This is a genomic window from Pseudomonas sp. 21LCFQ02 (genome assembly GCF_024129895.2).
Lineage (GTDB): Bacteria > Pseudomonadota > Gammaproteobacteria > Pseudomonadales > Pseudomonadaceae > Aquipseudomonas.
In genome coordinates, this window is the sequence record NZ_CM178749.1 from 2,773,778 (window position 1) to 2,790,697 (window position 16,920).

Genomic DNA, 16,920 nt, shown 5'->3' on the forward strand with positions numbered 1-16,920 from the left:
CACTCCGCCTATTTCTCCTCTTCAGGTACACCCGCATGCGGCATTTTTCACGCCCCCTCGTCTCGGCTGCCCGTGGTACGGCCATTGGTTTACTGGCTATCAGCCCGGCGGTCATGGCCGACAACAGCCCGACGTCGGCTGGCCAGGCACTGGAGCTGCCCGATACCACTGTCCAGTCCAGCTATGAACAGACCTCCAGCACCGCCCCGTTCACCGGTTACAAGGCTGACCGCGCGCAAAGTGCGACCAAGACCAATACCCCGCTGAACGAAACGCCGCAAACGGTGAGTGTGATCGGCAGCGAGCAGTTGCGTGACCAGAACGCCCAGTCGCTGGCCGAGAGCCTGCGCTATACCGCCGGGGTCAATGCCGGCCAGCGCGGGCGCCGGGGGCTGGATGACTTTATCGTGCGCGGCTTCGTCCAAAGTGCCTACAAGTTCGTTGATGGCATGCGCATGGATTCGGACATGTGGATCCAGAGCGACCCGTTTGCCTTCGAACGCATTGAAGTGCTCAAGGGGCCGGCCTCGATTCTGTATGGCCAGATCGCACCGGGCGGGGTGATCAACCAGGTCAGCAAGCGGCCCACCGATCAGCCGCAGGCCGAAGTGGGCATGGGCCTGGGTAACTACGGCCAGCGCAAATACACCGCCGATCTGTCTGACAGCCTCAATGCCGATGCCAGCCTGCGCTATCGTCTGGTGGCGCTGTACTCCTCCAGCGATGACATCGTCGATCACGTCGACCGCGACCGCAGTTACATCGCCCCGTCGCTGACCTGGGACATCAATGACGACACCAGTGTGACCCTGCTGGCCAGTTACCAGAAGAGCCACTACGTGCCGATCCGTGGCCTGCCGGCTGAGGGCACCGTGCTCGCTAACCCCAACGGCAAGATCGACCGCGACCGTTTTGTCGGGGTGCCGGGCATCGACAACTACACCACCGAGCAGCGGATGTTCGGCTATGAGCTGGAGCATCGGTTCGCACCCAACGTCAGCTTCCGCCAGAAGCTGCGCTACAACGAATACGACCTGGACGGCGCGTTCGCCAGCCCCACCTCGCTGGCCGCCAACAAGCGCAACTACAACCGCCAGATCCAGTGGCGAGATGTCAAAGGTGAAGTGTTCACCATGGATAACCAGCTCAACGTGCAGTTCGACAGTGGCCCGCTGAGCCACGACGTATTGGTTGGGCTGGACTGGTTCGACTTCCATACCGATGACACCCGTCACACCTCGACTCTGGCGGCGATCGACCTGTACAACCCGTCTTACAACGTGACGCCCGGAGCAAAGACTTTTCAGGCTGCCACCAGCGGCACCGAAGACCTGCTGCAGCGCGGCCTGTACCTGCAAGACCAGATCAAGTTCGGTGACGGCTGGAACCTGCTGCTGGGCTTGCGCCACGATGACTCGGAACTCAAGTCCCATCGCGGCACGACCCGCACCACCACTGACGAGAACGCCACCACCGGCCGGGTGGGGCTGTTGTATGCCTTCGAGAGCGGCTGGTCGCCGTACATCAGCTACAGCGAGTCGTTCGTGCCGGTCACTGGCAGTGATGTCAGCGGCAAGGCCTTCGAGCCGGAAACCGGTGAACAGGTCGAGGCCGGCATCAAGTACCAGTCGCCGAGCAAGGCCTTCGATGTGACGTTCGCGGTGTATGACCTCAAGCGCCAGAACGTCACCACCACCGACCCGAACAACAGCGGTTTCAGTGTGCAGGTGGGTGAACAGCGCCACCGCGGCGCTGAAGTCGAGTTGCATGGCCAGTTGACTGAAAAGCTCGACCTGGTGGCGACCTATAGCTATATCGACGCCGAAATCACCAAGAGCAACGATGACTTCCAGGGCAATCGCCCGGTGCAAGTGCCCGAACACATGGCCAATGCCTGGCTGCGTTATGACCTCTCCAGCCTGCTGCCGGGCCTGGGAGTCGGTGCCGGAGTACGTTACATCGGTGAACAGGCCGGCGATCAGGCCAACAGCTTCAATTCGCCCGAGTACACCCTGTACGACATGATGGTCGACTACAAGACCGGCCCATGGCGCTTTGCGGTCAATGGCAGCAACCTGAGCAACAAGGATTACACCGCCAGCTGTGCCAGTACCTCGCAGTGCTTCCCGGGTGATCCGCGCATGCTGATGTTCAGCACCAGCTACCGCTTCAGGTAATTGCCGGGGAGGGGGCGGTTACATGCTGTGGGTGCAAGCAGCGCCGCGTGACAGTTTGCCGGTTTACCGGGCCTGATCGGAAACATAGCCTGCCGGGCGCTTCACTATGAAGTGCCCGCATGCAGTTTCATCAGATCAAGGACCTTTCATGAAAACCACCCGTTCACTGCTGCTCGGCCTGTTGGCCCTGTTCGGCGCCACGACTGCCGTAGCTCAGATCAAATTCGCCAATTCCGGTGCCAGCGGCTTTCCCATTTCCGATGCTGTCCAGGTTGGCAATACCCTCTATCTGTCTGGCCAGTTGGGGATGCTGCCAGGCACCGGCAAGCTGGCCAGCGGCGGCATCGAAGCCGAGTCGCGCCAAGCCATGGATAACATCCAGCGTATCCTGCAAAGCCATGGCCACAGCATGCAGGACGTCGTCAAATGCACGGTGTTTCTGGCCGATATTGCCGAGTTCGGCCAGTTCAACGAGGTCTACACCCGCTACTTCGAAGCTGACCGTTATCCGTCCAGAAGTGCTTTGGGCGGTATCAGTCTGGTGAAGGATGCGCGGGTAGAAGTGGAGTGTCTCTCCGCCAAGGGGTGAGCCACCGTCAGCCGCGCCGCCTGGTCGGTGCGGCTCAAGCGCTTTTCAGACCGGTGCCGGGCGGTTGATTTCCACCGTCACATGCACCAGCTCTTGATGGATCGACAAGGCATTGCGCACCGTTTCTGCTTCCAGCGGCTCGTTACAGGCCAGGCTCAGCATGCAGGCGTACTGGTCCTTGCCGACCCGCCACACATGCAGGTCTGTCAATGTCGAGCTGACCGGCAACTGTTCGATCACCTCGCGCACCTCGGCCACCACCGGTGCCTGCATTTCTGCATCCAGCAGCACCCGTGCGGTGTCACGCAACAAGCCTTTGGCCCATACCCCCACCAGTATCGCGCCGACAATGCCCATTACCGGGTCCAGCCAGCCGGCTGCCCAGAATTTGCCGGCCAGCAGGGCGATGATCGCCAGCACCGAGGTCGCTGCATCGGCCAGGACATGCAGATAGGCCGAGCGCAGGTTCAGGTCGTGGTGATGCTGGCCGTGGTCATGAGGGTGGTCATGGCCGTGATGGTGATGGTCGTCACGCAGCAACCAGGCGCACAGCAGATTCACTGCCAGCCCCGCCACGGCAATGACGATGGCTTCGTCGTAGTGGATTGGCCCGGGATACAGCAGCCGCTCGACGGACTGAAAGACCATCAGCCCGGCCACGCCGAGCAACAGGATGGCACTGGTGTAGCCACCCAGAATCTCGATTTTCCAGGTGCCGAAGGTGAAGCGCGGGTCACTGGCCAGCCGTCGCGAGGCCGCATAGGCGAACAGCGACAGGCCCAGCGCCAGGGTATGGGAACTCATGTGCCAGCCATCGGCGAGCAATGCCATAGAATTGAATTGCCAACCACCCACGATTTCCACGAGCATCATCACTGCCGTGATCCACATGGCGATTCGCGTCTTGCGTTCGGCTGACAGATCGGGCTGGTGAAATTCATGCGAATGCAGGCAATGCCCGGTGTCACGAGTAATCATGAGCAGCGTGCTCCAGAAATGAAGTTTTATACTATACCCCAGTATAGTTTTAGGAAGGCTAATGGCTCATACCGTAAAGGGCAAGAAGCAGTTGCTGACCAGGGTCCGCAAGATCCGTGGCCAGGCCAATGCATTGGAAACTGCGCTGGAAGAAGAAAAAGACTGCGTGGCGATCCTGCAGCAGATTGCGGCGATTCGCGGCGCGGTCAACGGCCTGATGGCCGAGGTGATGGATGGGCACATTCGCGACCACCTCGGCGATGCCGAGCTGAGCGCTGAACAACGTCAGGTCGAAATCGAGCAGATTTCCACATTGTTGCGTTCGTATCTGAAATGAACTGACAGCCAATCTGCGCAAGCAAGTTAAAGGAATAACAATGCAAACGATTTTCCTGAATCTGGGCCGGCTGATTCCCGTCTGGCTGTTTTTCGGTGTGCTGTTCACGGCGCTTGGTTATCCCGGCTACAGCCATCTCGACCAGGCCATGAGTCAACTGGGTGCGCAGGGCGCTGCTACTCACGGCTACTCGCCATGGGTCAACAACTACCCGCTTGGCGTGTTGTTCGTGCTGTTTGCCTTGGGTGTGAGCCAACGTTTTCGCGGATCACGTCTGGCTCAGCTGAGCGCCGCACTGGTTGCGCTGCATGGTCTGGCCAGTTTTGCCACCGGCTACTTTGCCTGTGATCAGGGCTGTGCACCCGAGCAGCCGTCCTCGTCCCAGCAACTGCATAACCTCGCCGGGCTGGTCATGTTCCTGTCGCTGACCCTGGCCAGTGCCCTCTGGATCTTGCTGGGCAAGCGGCTGCTGCACTCTCGCGGCTTTGGCGTTTATTCCGCGCTCTGTACCGTGCTGGCGCTTGTCAGTGTGGCGTTTATGGCTCAAGCGCTGGAGGCCGGGCATCTATTTGGTCTGTATCAGCGGCTCAACTACGGCGTGTCGGTCCTGTGGTTGGCGGGCCTGGCGCACATGGCACTGGGTTCGAAGCGGCCCGGTTTAAAGTTCGATATCCGCCGGTCAGCCTGAAGCCGGGCTTGTTGATCAGGACATTTGCCAATCCGGGCGGCGGCAGGCAGCATGCGCGGCGTGACCGATCCAACGGCGCCTGAGCTGAGGTTGAAGATGTTCTTGAAGTGGACGCAGAGGCTGCTATTGCCTCTGGCATTGATGTCGATCCCGGTGCTCGCTGTCGAGCAAACCGTGCAGGTCCCAGGTCCTTTAGGGGCGCTCTCGGGCAGCCTTGTTGCTGTCGCCGACCCGCAGGCCCCGGTGGTGCTGATCGTGCCAGGCGCAGGCCCGACTGACCGCGACGGTAACAATCCGCTGGGCATTCGTGCCGCCACCTACCGGCTGCTGGCCCAAGGGCTGGCCGGGCAAGGCATCAGCAGCTTGCGCATCGACAAGCGCGGGCTGTTTGGCAGCCGCGCAGCGATTGCCAATCCCAATCAGGTGACCGTTCAGGACTACGCCAGCGATGTGCGCTTATGGATGAGCTATCTGGCCCAGCGTGAACGCTATCGCTGCGTCTGGTTGCTGGGCCACAGTGAGGGGGGCCTGGTCGCCATGTTGGCGGCGCAGAACAACCCGGACCTGTGCGGGGTGATCCTGCTGGCCGCCCCCGGCCGACCGATGGGGCAGGTGCTGCGCAGCCAACTGGCCCGCAACCCGGTCGAGCGCAAGCAACTGGACGCCGCGCTGGCGGTGATCGACTCGCTGGAGCGCGGGGTGCCGGTGGCTGAAGTGCCGGGCGTGTTGCAACCGTTGCTAAGACCTGAGGTGCAGAGCTTTCTGATCAGTGGCTTCGCGCTCGACCCGGCGCAGTTGCTGTCGCGGGTTAACAAGCCAGTGCTGATCCTGCAGGGTAACAGCGACCTGCAGGTCGGGATCAACGACGCCGAGGCGCTGCATGCGGCCCGGCCGGGCTCGGTGTTGCGTATCCTGGCGGGCGTCAATCATGTGTTCAAGGCGGTACCGCAAGGCGATCATGAAGCCAACGTCGCGGCCTATGGCGACCCTGATCTGCCACTGGCCAGTGGCGTGATCGAGCCCATTGTGCAGGTGATCCATGGCGCCGCGCACTGATTGGGTCGTGCACAGCGGCCATCCGTCCAGGGTCGAGCGCATCGAGGCGTTTTTCGGTGGTCACGGTTACGACCCGCATCGCCACGATACCTACGCGATTGGTCGTACCTTGTCAGGGGTGCAGAGTTTTCTGTACCGCAAAAGCCTGCGTCACAGCCTGCCGGGCGGCACCATGGTGTTGCATCCCGATGAATTGCATGACGGCATGGCGGGCACCGAAGAGGGCTTTCATTACCGGATGATTTATATCGAGCCGGTGTTGATCCAGCAGATTCTAGGCGGCCAGCCATTGCCGTTTATCAAGGGCGGCCTGTCGACCGATCCGCGTTTGTACCGGGCCAACGAAACGTTCATGCAGGCCATGGATTGCCCGCTGGAGCCGCTGCAAGAACAGGACGCGCTGTTCGACCTGGCCCAGGCGCTGCAAGCGGTGTCCGGTCACCCCAAGGGCCGACGCAGTTTCGATTATCAGGCCGCCGAGCGCGCTCGCGAGTACATCCATGATTGTCAGGGCGGCCAGGTGAGCATGGATGAACTGGAGCGGGTCAGCGGCCGCGAGCGCTGGAGTCTGTCGCGCGACTTTCGTGCGCTGTACGGCACCAGCCCCTATCGCTACGTGACCCAGCGCCGCCTGGCGCTATGTCGGCAACTGCTGCGCTCGGGCTTTACCCTGGTCGATGCGGCGCTGGCGGCCGGCTTCTTCGACCAGAGCCATATGACCCGGCACTTTGTACAGTGTTATGGGTTGTCGCCGTCGCGCTGGTTGAAGATGCAAGGCTGAGGTTGCAGGATCGTACAAGAAGCCAGCGTCCTGGCCTCATTAAGCTGACACCACTCAATCAGCCAGGAGTGTCAGTCCATGAATCCGCTCAACACGCAATCGATCAACCTGCTGCACAAGGTCTCGCTACTCAACGAGCAGTGGTCACCCCGAGTGGTGGCCGAGATGAACGACTACCAGTTCAAGGTGGTGCGCATTCAGGGCGAGTTCATCTGGCATTGCCATGCCGAGACCGACGAAACCTTTCTGGTGCTCGACGGTAATCTGCGCATCGATTTTCGTGACGGGCATGTGCTGTTGGGCGCTGGCGAGCTGTACGTGGTGGCTAAAGGTGTCGAGCATAAACCGTACGCCGAGCACGAGGTCAAACTGCTGCTCATCGAACCTCGCGGGGTGCTCAACACCGGGCATGAAGGTGGCGAGCGCACCGCGCAGAACGACGTGTGGATCTGACGGGCCCACCTCAATACTGTTCGATTAGGCGCTTTATGTCCCCGGTGGGAGCTACCTTGGTAGCGAAGAGGCCAGTAAAAACACTGCATCTGCTGTGAATGTGCCGCCGCCTTCGCCAGCAAGCTGGCTCCCACTGGTCTAACTGACAAGTATTGGATTTAACCTCGGTTCAGGGTGGCGTTGGCATGGCGGATGAATTCGTCAGCGCTTACTTCACCGGTGATGCGCGCCTCGCGGCGTTCCTTGCCATCCGGGCCGATCCACAGCAGGGTCGGCGGCCCCAGTACTTCAAAGCGCTTGAGCAGCGCCTGGCTGGCGGTATCGGCGCGGGTGACATCAGGTTTTACGATGCGCACGCCACTGAGACTGGCCTGTACCTCAGGGTTGGCGAACACCTTGGCTTCCATGGTTTTACAAGACACGCACCAGTCGGCGTAATAGTCGACCAGCATCCACTGGCCCTGATTACGCGCTTGAGCCAGTTGCTCTTCAAGCGCCTGCAGTGAGTCGAGTTTTTGACTGGCAGGCGCACTGCTGAGCAGCGGCGCGCTGCGGCCGGCATACACCGAAAGTGGCTGCCAAGGATCACTCGCGCCGCCCGCAGCGCCGACCAGCATCAGCACGCCCCACACCCCCAATACACCGGCAGCGGCGCGGCCTGCTGCTCGGCGAGCGCTGCGCTGCCTGGCCAGATCGCGCAGCCAGGCTGCGAGCATGATTGCCAGCACGCCCCACAGCCCCAACCACAAGGTATCAGCCAGCAGCGGGCGGGCGACCAGCAGTGCGGTGGCAAGAAACACATAGCCGAACAGCGCCTTGAGCTGTTCCATCCACGCCCCAGGCTTGGGCAGCAAGCGATTGCCTACGGTGACCAGCAACAGCAGCGGCAGGCCCATCCCCAGACCCAGCGCAAACAACACCAGGCCACCGTGCAGGGCACTGCCGCTTTGCGCAATGAACAGCAGCGCGGCGGCCAAGGGGGCGGTCATGCACGGGCCGATCATCAGCCCGGAAAACAGCCCGAGCAGGCCGGCACTCAACACACTGCCGCCGCGTTGCTGCTGGCTGGCACTGTCGAGCCGGTCACGCAAGAAGGCGGGCAGTTGCAGTTCGAACAGACCAAACATCGGTAAGGCCAGGATGACGAACAGCAGGGCAAAACTGCCCAGCACCCAAGGTTGTTGCAGCGCCGCCTGCAGGTTGGCGCCGAGCAATGCTGCCGCCACGCCCATGGCGGCGTATACCAGTGCCATGCTCAACACATAGACACCGGCCAGCAACAACCCCCGACCGGCTCCAGTGCCTTTGCCGACCACAATCGCGGCCAGGATCGGCAGCATGGGCAGTGAGCAGGGCGTGAAGGCCAGCAGCAGGCCCAGGCCGAAGAATATCAACAGGCTCCAGCTCAGTGTCTGCTGCTCCAGCATTCCGGACAGCGCCTGATCTGTGGCCTGTAATGGCGGTTTTTCAGCCGGGTCTGCCTGCAAGGCCACTTCCCGGCTTTGCGGCGGGTAACACAGGCCGGCGTCTGCGCAACCCTGCCAGCTCAGCTTGACCTGGCTGGCCGAACCCGGCGGGATGTTCAGGCTTAAGCTGTGACGATAGACCTCGCTGTCGCCAAAGTAGTCATCATGATGAGCTTCGCCTTCTGGCAACGAAGGCATTTGCTCAGGCGTCAGCCCAGAGAATTGCAGGCGCTGTTTGTACAGGTAATAGCCCGGGGTAATTCGCCAGTACAGCTGGGTCGAACCATCGGCTTGCGCATCGACACTCAAGGCAAAGGCCTGGTCGGCGGGCAAAAACTCAGCCTGGCGGCTGCCCAGCAATCCGTTGGCCGATACCACGCTAGAAAACAGCAGCACGATTAGCAACATCAATGTACGCATGGGAGCCCCTGTTTCAGTCACGGTGGACGGGCAGCATGCGAGTGAGGCATTAACAGCGGGTTAAAGCGGGCGATGCAGTGTTTTACCAAGCTGGCGCGAAAAGCCCCTTCCTTCAGGTGGGGATGAAAGCGGCACCGCGAAGCGGTCATAGGGGTTAAGATCCATAAAGCCGCCCTATCCTGTGTTTCATGACTGAAATGAAAGCGACCAGAACCCTCAAGGTTCGAGTGCGAGACAAGCATGCACCGCAGCTGCGTGAAGCTTCTCGTGCTGTGAATTTTGTGTGGAACTACGTAAACGAGTTGAGCCGTCGCTCGATTCGTGAGCGTGGTCGTTTTCTGTCGGCGTTCGACATTCACAAGTACACCAACGGGGCCGGTAAAGACCTGGGGCTGCACAGCCAATCGGTGCAGGCTGTTGCCGACGAATATGTCACACGGCGCAAGCAGTTCAAAAAGTGCCAGCTCCGCTGGCGCTGCTCGGGCGGCGCTCGGCGCAGTCTGGGTTGGCTGCCCTTCAAGGTCGGCGCTGCTGTCTGGAAAAACGGCCAGGTCGTCTTCAACAAACAGCACTTCAAGGTCTGGGACAGCTACGGCCTGGCGGGTTTTAAATTCAGATCCGGTAGCTTCAACGAGGACAGCCGTGGACGCTGGTATTTCAACATCGTGGTCGAGGTCGACCGCCAGTTATCGCCAGGCCAGGACGCGGTGGGTATCGACCTTGGGTTGAAAACCACCGCCACTTGCAGCGACGGTGACAGGCTCGAAAGCGGACGCTTCTACCGAGACCTTGAAAAGTCGCTGGGAACGGCCCAGCGCGCCGGCAAGAAGGCCCGTGTGCGGGCGATTCACGCCAAAATTGCGAACCGCCGCAAGGATGCCCTGCACAAGTTCAGCAACGCGCTGGTCGCGCGTTGTGGCGTCATTGTGGTGGGCGATGTGAACTCACTGAAACTAGCGAAAACCAGGATGGCCAAGTCGGTGCTGGACGCCGGCTGGGGCCAATTGAAAACCATGCTGGAATACAAATGCGATCACGCAGGCACGGTTTTCAAGGTTGTCAGCGAGAGAAACACCACCCAAACCTGTTCGAGCTGCAAGCAATTGCCGGACTCGAGGCCGAGAGGTATCGCAGGGCTTGGAATAAGGGAATGGACTTGTTGTGGGTGCGGTGCCACCCACGACCGCGACGTCAACGCCGCAAAGAACATTCTCGCGCTCGGGCATGAGCGTCCAGTTGTGGGAATCCCCGCCCTTTAGGGCGGGGAGGATGTCAAGGCGCGGACATGTCCGATAATGCCGTCTTAATCGAAATGGCCGATGATTGGCTGATATTGATACCGGAGTTGCCCCATGCACGTATTGCTGGTCGAAGACGATGCGCTGATCGCCAGTGGTATCGTGGCCGGGCTCAATGCCATGAGTCTTACCGTGACCCACGTGGCCGATGCACGTAGCGCCGAGGCCAGCCTGCGCATGGGGCATTTCGACGTGTTGATTCTCGACCTGGGCCTGCCCGATGAAGACGGCATACGTCTGCTGCAACGCCTGCGCCAGCAAGGCATGGAGTTGCCGGTGCTGATCCTCACTGCACGCGATGCGGTCACCGACCGGGTCACCGGTCTGCAGGCCGGTGGCGATGATTATCTGCTCAAACCCTTCGACCTGCGCGAACTGGCAGCGCGCCTGCATACGCTGGTGCGCCGTGCCGCCGGGCGCAGTGTGAACATCGTCGAGCATGGCCCGTTACGCTTCGATCCGGGGACGTGCCAGGCCTGGCTTGACAGTGAGCCGGTGCATTTGCCACGCCGTGAACTGGCACTCTTGCAGGTGCTGCTCAACAACCCGACCCGGGTGCTCAGCAGCGACAACCTCAAAGATGCCCTGTACGGCTTCAGCGAAGACGTCGAGAGTAACGCGCTGAACGTGCACATCCATCATCTGCGGCGCAAGCTCGGCAACAGCATTATCGAAACCGTGCGCGGGCTGGGCTATCGATTAGGCCCGGCCGGTCGAGAAGTGGAGTCATGAGTCTGCGCCTGCGCCTGACCCTCATGCTGGGCTCGTTTTTCGTGCTGCTCTGGCTGTTGGCGGCAGCCTGGATGTTACAGAACCTCCATGGGCAGATGATGCGCTCGCTCGATGGCCGGCTGGAGGCTTCGGCGCATATGGTCGCGAGTCTGTTTGCCCAGTTGCCCCATATTCATGATAAGGACGGTTCGCGCGTGCCGATCAGCGCCGAGCAACTGGCGGTGGCCAACGGCATGGCCTGCCAGGTCAGTTCCTTGCGTGGTGAGGTGCTGCTCAGCAGCCAGACCGCTCCTGATCAGGCCCTTGAGCCTGAGGCTCACGGGTTTAGCCAGCAGGTGATCGAAGACGTCGTGTGGCGCACCTTCACCCTGGTGGCGGGGAATTTACGCATCACCACCGCTGACAAACTCAATGACCGTGACCATCTCAATCGTTCGGTGCTGTTTGCCGCCGCCTTGCCGGTCCTGGTCGCCTTGCTGGGCAGTCTGGCGCTGTTGTGGTTCTGTGTCGGGCAGGGACTCAAGCCTTTGCAGGTCATGCGCGAAGCCTTGACCCGGCGCAACGCCGACTCGTTACATCCCTTGCAGATGGGCGCTCTGGCCGGTGAACTGCAACCGCTGGTCGACACCCAGAACCAGTTGTTTGCGCGGATTGCCCAGACCATCGAGCGCGAGCGGCGTTTCAGTGGCGATGCGGCCCATGAGTTGCGCAGCCCGCTGACTGCGATCAAGACCCACCTGCAAGTGGCGAGGATGGTGCACGGCGAAGACGACCCGTCGTTGGCCCATGCCGAGGCTGGAGCCGATCGCCTGCAACGCACCCTTGAGCAATTGCTGTTGCTGGCACGGGTTGAAGGCAGCCAGGACTTTAACGATGGCATGCAAGGTTCGGCCGAGGACGTGGCACGCATGGCCATTGCCGATATCGACCCGGCGCAGCGCCCGCGAGTGATCTTGCAATTGGCGGGCGACTTATCCGCCGCGCCGATTCAGGCGCCGGTCACGCTGGTGGTGTCGGCGCTGCGTAACCTGCTGGAAAACGCCCTGCGTCACTCATCGGCGCAAAGCCCGGTCGAGTTCCGGGTGTGTCACAGCACGGCCGGGTTGCAGTTCTGCGTGTCTGACCGGGGACCGGGAATGGCGCAAGAGCAGATCCCCAACATGACCCGGCGCTTCTGGCGCAAGACCGGCAGTGACGGCAGTGGCCTTGGCCTGTCGATCGTCGAAGCGATTGCCGAGCGTTGCGGCGGCAGTCTGGTGTTCAGCAATCGGGCCGATGGGCTGGAGGTGACGTTCAGCCTGCCTGAGTCGTTGACTGCCAAGGGTTATTGAAGCCGCCTTTCCAATATACATTTTGGGTGATGAATCAATTCATCAATTGCTTCAATTTATGACATGCCATGCCGATAGCCTCTCAATATCAATCGAAGGGATCGGCAATGATGGGACTGCGTAACTTTGGTATTGCACCACGAGCGTCGATTTTTTTCGGCATCATGGCGTTGCTGGTCCTTTTTCTGGGGCTGATGAGTCTCAATAAAATGTCGAGCCTTTACGACGCCACGACGAGTATTGCTCAGGACAGCCTGAAGCCGACTCGTATCCTCGGTGAGCTGGCCGATACCACCACCCGCTTGCGTACTGTTTCGTACGTAATCCAGGTAGGTCGCTCGCAGGCAGACATTGATAAAGGCGAAGCGCGTCTTGAGGTGCTGACCAAAAAGGTCAACGCCAGCATGGACGAGTATGCGCCTTTGGTAGGCAGTGCCGAAGAGGCTGATAAATTTCGTCAGCTCAAAGAAGCACTCGTTAATTATCTGCTTGCGCAGGACACGCTGCGCAAAGCATCCATCGAGAAGCGTGACGGAGAAATCCTGGGCCTGATCAATGGCGATCTGAAGCGTTACTCCGATCAGATGGCGCCGTTGATTCAGTGGTTGCTGGACGTGAATCGCCAGGACTCTGACAAGGCTGTTGCCGATGCCGCTGAGCAGTATCTATCGGCGCGTAACATTGTTATCACCGTGCTGGTGCTGGCTGCGATCATGACGGCCCTGCTCGCGGTGATATTTACCCGCAGCATTGTGCGTCCTCTGGATGAAGCCGTGCAGGCCGCCGAAACAGTGGCCAGCGGCGATCTGACGCAAACTGTCGAGCCCGATGGCCATGATGAGGTTTCGCGCTTGCAGCAGGCATTGCGGAAGATGCAAATGAATCTGCGCGATACCTTGCAGCAGATTTCCGGGTCGGCAACCCAGGTGGCTTCTGCTGCCGAAGAACTCAATGCCGTCACCGAGGAAGGGTCACGTTCGTTGCAGCAGCAAAGCAACGAGATAGAGCAAGCGGCTACCGCGGTAAATGAAATGACGGCAGCGGTCGAAGAAGTGGCCGGCAACGCGGTCAGCACCTCTACGGCGTCGCAACAATCCAGTACCTCTGCTTTGCATGGCCGTCAACGTGTGCAAGAGACCGTCACTGCCATCCAGAAAATGAATGAAGACGTCGGCAACACCGCTGACCAGATACGCAACCTCGCGGAACAGACGCGTGACATCGGTAAAGTACTGGATGTCATCCGGGCCATTGCCGAACAAACCAACCTGTTGGCACTCAACGCGGCTATCGAAGCGGCAAGGGCGGGGGAAGCCGGGCGCGGTTTCGCAGTCGTCGCCGATGAGGTGAGGGCTCTTGCCCATCGTACTCAGCAGTCGACCCAAGAGATCGAGGTGATGGTCGGGGGCATCCAGCAAGGCAGCAGCCAGGCGGTCGTTTCGATGCAGAACAGCAACGCTCGTGCTCAGGCCACTCTGGATGCCGCTCGAAGTGCTGGCGAGGCTCTTGAGGAGATTACCAAGAGCGTCAACCTGATCTCCGATCGTAACCTGGTGATCGCCAGTGCAGCCGAAGAGCAGGCACAGGTATCGCGAGAGGTTGATCGTAACCTGGTCAATATCCGTGACCTGTCGCTGCAATCTTCGGCCGGAGCCAAACAAACCAACTCCGCCAGCCAGGAGTTGTCGCGGTTGGCTGTCGATCTCAATCAAATGGTGGGTCGCTTCAAACTTTGAAGTCGTCCAGTACCGGAGCAGGGCGTGTAAACCTTCTGGCACTCTGTTGCTTGAATCCATCAACAACAGACGATTATTGCTATGGTGATCCTACCGTGCCATGCCAGAAGGAAATCCCATGAGTTTTTCGCTGCTCAGTCGTTATGCGTTCTTTGTCTGCTGCGTCGTGTTCACCTTGGCGACCCTGCCGTTCGTGCACCAGCATGAATGGCTCTGGATATTCACCCTGGTGCTGGGGTTGTTGAGCCTGCAGGGCATCTTTGATCTTTTACAGTCGCGTCATGCTGTACGGCGTAACTACCCGATTCTTGGCAACATCCGCTACCTGATCGAAGGCATCCGCCCGGAGATTCGCCAGTATCTGCTTGAAGCCGACGACGAGGCCACGCCGTTTTCCCGCGCCCAGCGCGCGCTGGTTTACTCCCGGGCCAAAAGCGAAGCCTCGGACAAACCGTTCGGCACCTTGATGAACGTCTACCAGACCGGCTACGAATTCATCAGCCATTCGATGCGCCCCGCGCCCTTGTCAGACCCTGAAAGTTTTCGGGTCGAGATCGGCGGGCCGCAATGCACGCAGCCTTACTCGGCTTCGGTGTTCAACATCTCGGCGATGAGCTTCGGCTCACTCAGCGCCAACGCGATTCGCTCGTTGAACAAAGGCGCGAAGATGGGTCATTTTTCCCATGACACCGGTGAGGGCAGCATCAGCCCCTACCACCGCGAACACGGTGGTGATCTGGTCTGGGAACTGGGCAGTGGCTACTTCGGCTGCCGGACATACGACGGTAAGTTCGATGCCGAGAAATTCGCCCGCCAGGCCGGCGACCCACAGGTGAAGATGATCGAGATCAAGCTCAGCCAGGGCGCCAAGCCCGGCCACGGCGGGATCTTGCCCAAGCACAAGGTTACCCAGGAAATCGCCAGCACCCGTGGCGTGCCGATGGGTGAGGACTGCATCTCACCATCGAGCCACAGCGCCTTCTCCACGCCGCTGGAACTGATGCACTTCATTGCCCGGCTGCGTGAGTTGTCCGGCGGCAAGCCCGTGGGTTTCAAGCTGTGCCTGGGCCACCCCTGGGAGTTCATGGGCATCGCCAAGGCCATGCTGGAAACCGGCATCCTGCCAGACTTCATCGTGATCGATGGTGCAGAGGGCGGCACTGGCGCTGCGCCAGTGGAGTTCACCGATCACCTTGGCGTGCCGATGCGCGAAGGCCTGTTGTTCGTGCATAACACCCTGGTGGGCATCAACCTGCGCGACAAAATCAAACTCGGCGCCAGCGGCAAGATCATCAGCGCCTTCGATATTGCCAGTGTCCTGGCCATCGGCGCCGACTGGGGCAACGCCGCGCGCGGCTTCATGTTCGCCATCGGCTGCATCCAGTCCCAGTCGTGCCACACCAACAAATGCCCGACCGGTGTCGCCACCCAGGACCCGCTGCGCCAGCGTGCGCTGGTGGTCGAAGACAAAGCGACCCGGGTCTATAACTTCCACCGCAGTACCTTGAAGGCCCTGGCCGAAATGCTCGCCGCCGCCGGTTTGACCCATCCACGACAACTGACCGCACGGCATCTGGTCCGGCGCATGTCTGCCACAGAGGTCAAGCTGTTCTCGCAAATGCATGTGTTCCTCAAGCCCGGAGCATTGCTTGGCGGCCACGTTGAGGGTGAGTTTTACGAGCGCATGTGGCGGGCGGCGCGGGCCGACAGCTTTGATCCGATGCCGGCCGATGAAACGGCGATGGAGCCTACGCTGGTGGGGCAGGCGCGGGCCTGACCGGCGGCTTTTTCCGGATCAGTTGTTGTCCTGAACTGATCGGCCTTGGCCCTGCATGCTGCACTGCCCGTGGTGTTTACCTGATGAACCACGGGCAGTCGCAGGGTTTAATTGCCGCGGTTAAGGGGTGTCTCGGCTTTGGGTAAAGCAGGCTTCACTGGCGTGGAGACTTCGTTCCCCGTGCCCTTGATGCCGGGGTTGGCATTGTCGTTCATGAGCACCGTCGGGTAGTTCTTCTGGGTCCAGGTACGCCAGCTGGAAACGCCAATCATCATCTGCAGCGAGTAATCCAGTGAGTTGAATCCTGGCGTAAAAGGCTCGCCGGACTTGAGGTTACGGTAGAAAGGCGCTACCGCCGCTTCATTGACCTTGCAGCCGGCCACGCGCTCGTAGGTTTCATTGTCGCTGCCGGGAAGCGCGACTGCTCTGAGGCAGCTATCCGGGTAGCTGGGGTTGAACTCTGGTGCACGTTCGCCCCGAGTGTCCATGGCTCGGCCGTGGCAGCTCATACAGCTGGACAGTGGACTGTCGACCGGGCCGTTCATGCGGCCCAGGTACCCCATCTGGTCATCGGGTGCACGCTTGGCGAACATGCGCTTGGCTTCGGGGTTGATCCAGCTCTCTTCAGGACGCTTGCCTGCCTGGTAATCGGCGTAGGTCAGGTTCGGCGAGTTGCCCCATTCCAGACCCACAGCAATCAGATTATCCCAATAGTTGGCCGCTTGACGGTCGCCGTTGAATACAAAGGTACCGAACACCCAGCCGCTATGGGTCGCGTCTGCCTGTTCCTTGACCGCGATATCCATTTGCAGCAGGCGAACTGCCCTTGGCTGGCCGTTACCATCGATGTCGGCTTTCCATACCAGATTGTTACCCTTGAGGTAGGGCGCTTCGCTATCGGTGGCATCGGTGAACAACAGCTTGGCGGTGACCGTGCCTACAGGGAAAAGCGTGTTGGTGGTTACGGGCCGTGCCGGGTCTGCCCATACGTTGCCGAAGGTACTGGCACCCAATTCGTTGTAGAACCCTACCGCCCAGTTATTCGCCCGGCGTGTCTGGTTGGGGCCTAATTCATGAAAGCGGCTGCGCCTTTCCATGGTC

General features: G+C 60.4%; 14 protein-coding genes and 2 pseudogenes. 13 read left to right on the top strand and 3 right to left on the bottom strand.

Features of this window, described 5'->3' with window-relative positions; translation table 11 throughout:
- Positions 1-35 precede the first annotated feature (35 nt).
- Both NJC40_RS12295 and NJC40_RS12300 read left to right on the top strand, forming a co-directional pair.
- Positions 36-2,177, top strand: a complete 2,142-nt coding sequence (locus NJC40_RS12295) for a TonB-dependent siderophore receptor (RefSeq protein ID WP_253139165.1) — start codon at positions 36-38, stop codon at positions 2,175-2,177.
- Positions 2,178-2,325: 148 nt separating this feature from the next.
- Positions 2,326-2,766, top strand: coding sequence for a RidA family protein (locus NJC40_RS12300; protein ID WP_253139162.1), 441 nt, complete (start codon positions 2,326-2,328; stop codon positions 2,764-2,766).
- A gap of 45 nt (positions 2,767-2,811) precedes the next feature.
- On the opposite strand, the gene dmeF is transcribed toward NJC40_RS12300, so the two are convergent.
- Positions 2,812-3,744 (bottom strand): CDF family Co(II)/Ni(II) efflux transporter DmeF, encoded by a 933-nt coding sequence (dmeF, locus tag NJC40_RS12305; protein WP_045488302.1) that lies wholly within the window; start codon positions 3,742-3,744, stop codon positions 2,812-2,814.
- Positions 3,745-3,805: 61 nt separating this feature from the next.
- Here dmeF and NJC40_RS12310 point away from each other — a divergent pair, with 61 nt between their 5' ends.
- The 5 genes from NJC40_RS12310 (at position 3,806) to NJC40_RS12330 (ending at position 7,059) form a co-directional block, all read left to right on the top strand.
- Positions 3,806-4,081, top strand: a complete 276-nt coding sequence (locus tag NJC40_RS12310; protein ID WP_253139159.1) for a metal/formaldehyde-sensitive transcriptional repressor — start codon at positions 3,806-3,808, stop codon at positions 4,079-4,081.
- A gap of 40 nt (positions 4,082-4,121) precedes the next feature.
- The gene (locus NJC40_RS12315) at positions 4,122-4,769 is read left to right on the top strand and encodes a DUF998 domain-containing protein (RefSeq protein ID WP_253139156.1); all 648 of its coding nucleotides are present in this window, start codon (positions 4,122-4,124) and stop codon (positions 4,767-4,769) included.
- Between the two features lie 96 nt (positions 4,770-4,865).
- Positions 4,866-5,825: an alpha/beta hydrolase gene (locus NJC40_RS12320; protein WP_253139153.1), complete on the top strand. Its 960-nt coding sequence runs from the start codon at positions 4,866-4,868 to the stop codon at positions 5,823-5,825.
- Entirely contained in the window at positions 5,809-6,606 is a 798-nt protein-coding gene (locus tag NJC40_RS12325; RefSeq protein WP_253139150.1) for an AraC family transcriptional regulator, read from the top strand. The genes NJC40_RS12320 and NJC40_RS12325 overlap by 17 nt, the downstream gene beginning before the upstream one ends.
- 78 nt (positions 6,607-6,684) lie before the next feature.
- Positions 6,685-7,059, top strand: a complete 375-nt coding sequence (locus NJC40_RS12330; protein ID WP_045488311.1) for a cupin domain-containing protein — start codon at positions 6,685-6,687, stop codon at positions 7,057-7,059.
- Positions 7,060-7,217: 158 nt separating this feature from the next.
- Here the strand turns inward: NJC40_RS12330 and dsbD are convergent, their stop codons facing one another.
- Positions 7,218-8,945, bottom strand: coding sequence for a protein-disulfide reductase DsbD (gene dsbD / locus NJC40_RS12335; protein WP_253139147.1), 1,728 nt, complete (start codon positions 8,943-8,945; stop codon positions 7,218-7,220).
- Positions 8,946-9,142: 197 nt separating this feature from the next.
- Between dsbD and NJC40_RS12340 the strand changes: the two genes are divergently transcribed.
- The 6 genes and pseudogenes from NJC40_RS12340 (at position 9,143) to NJC40_RS12365 (ending at position 15,819) form a co-directional block, all read left to right on the top strand.
- Positions 9,143-10,204 carry an RNA-guided endonuclease InsQ/TnpB family protein gene (locus tag NJC40_RS12340; protein WP_492180526.1) on the top strand — a complete coding sequence of 354 codons (1,062 nt, stop codon included), beginning with the start codon at positions 9,143-9,145 and terminating at the stop codon, positions 10,202-10,204.
- A gap of 93 nt (positions 10,205-10,297) precedes the next feature.
- On the top strand, positions 10,298-10,975 hold the full coding sequence (locus tag NJC40_RS12345) for a response regulator (protein WP_253139140.1): 678 nt from the start codon (positions 10,298-10,300) through the stop codon (positions 10,973-10,975).
- Positions 10,972-12,306 carry an ATP-binding protein gene (locus tag NJC40_RS12350; RefSeq protein ID WP_253139137.1) on the top strand — a complete coding sequence of 445 codons (1,335 nt, stop codon included), beginning with the start codon at positions 10,972-10,974 and terminating at the stop codon, positions 12,304-12,306. Before NJC40_RS12345 ends, NJC40_RS12350 begins: the two co-directional genes overlap by 4 nt.
- 164 nt (positions 12,307-12,470) lie before the next feature.
- Positions 12,471-13,139: pseudogene (locus tag NJC40_RS12355) on the top strand (MCP four helix bundle domain-containing protein); the annotation flags it as partial.
- Positions 13,140-13,448: 309 nt separating this feature from the next.
- A pseudogene (locus tag NJC40_RS12360) lies at positions 13,449-14,042 on the top strand (methyl-accepting chemotaxis protein); the annotation flags it as partial.
- A gap of 118 nt (positions 14,043-14,160) precedes the next feature.
- Complete coding sequence (locus NJC40_RS12365; protein ID WP_253139134.1) at positions 14,161-15,819, top strand: FMN-binding glutamate synthase family protein; 1,659 nt, start codon at positions 14,161-14,163, stop codon at positions 15,817-15,819.
- Positions 15,820-15,926: 107 nt separating this feature from the next.
- Here NJC40_RS12365 and NJC40_RS12370 read toward each other — a convergent pair whose 3' ends face one another.
- The gene (locus NJC40_RS12370) at positions 15,927-16,916 is read right to left on the bottom strand and encodes a hypothetical protein (protein ID WP_253139132.1); all 990 of its coding nucleotides are present in this window, start codon (positions 16,914-16,916) and stop codon (positions 15,927-15,929) included.
- Positions 16,917-16,920: the final 4 nt, after the last annotated feature.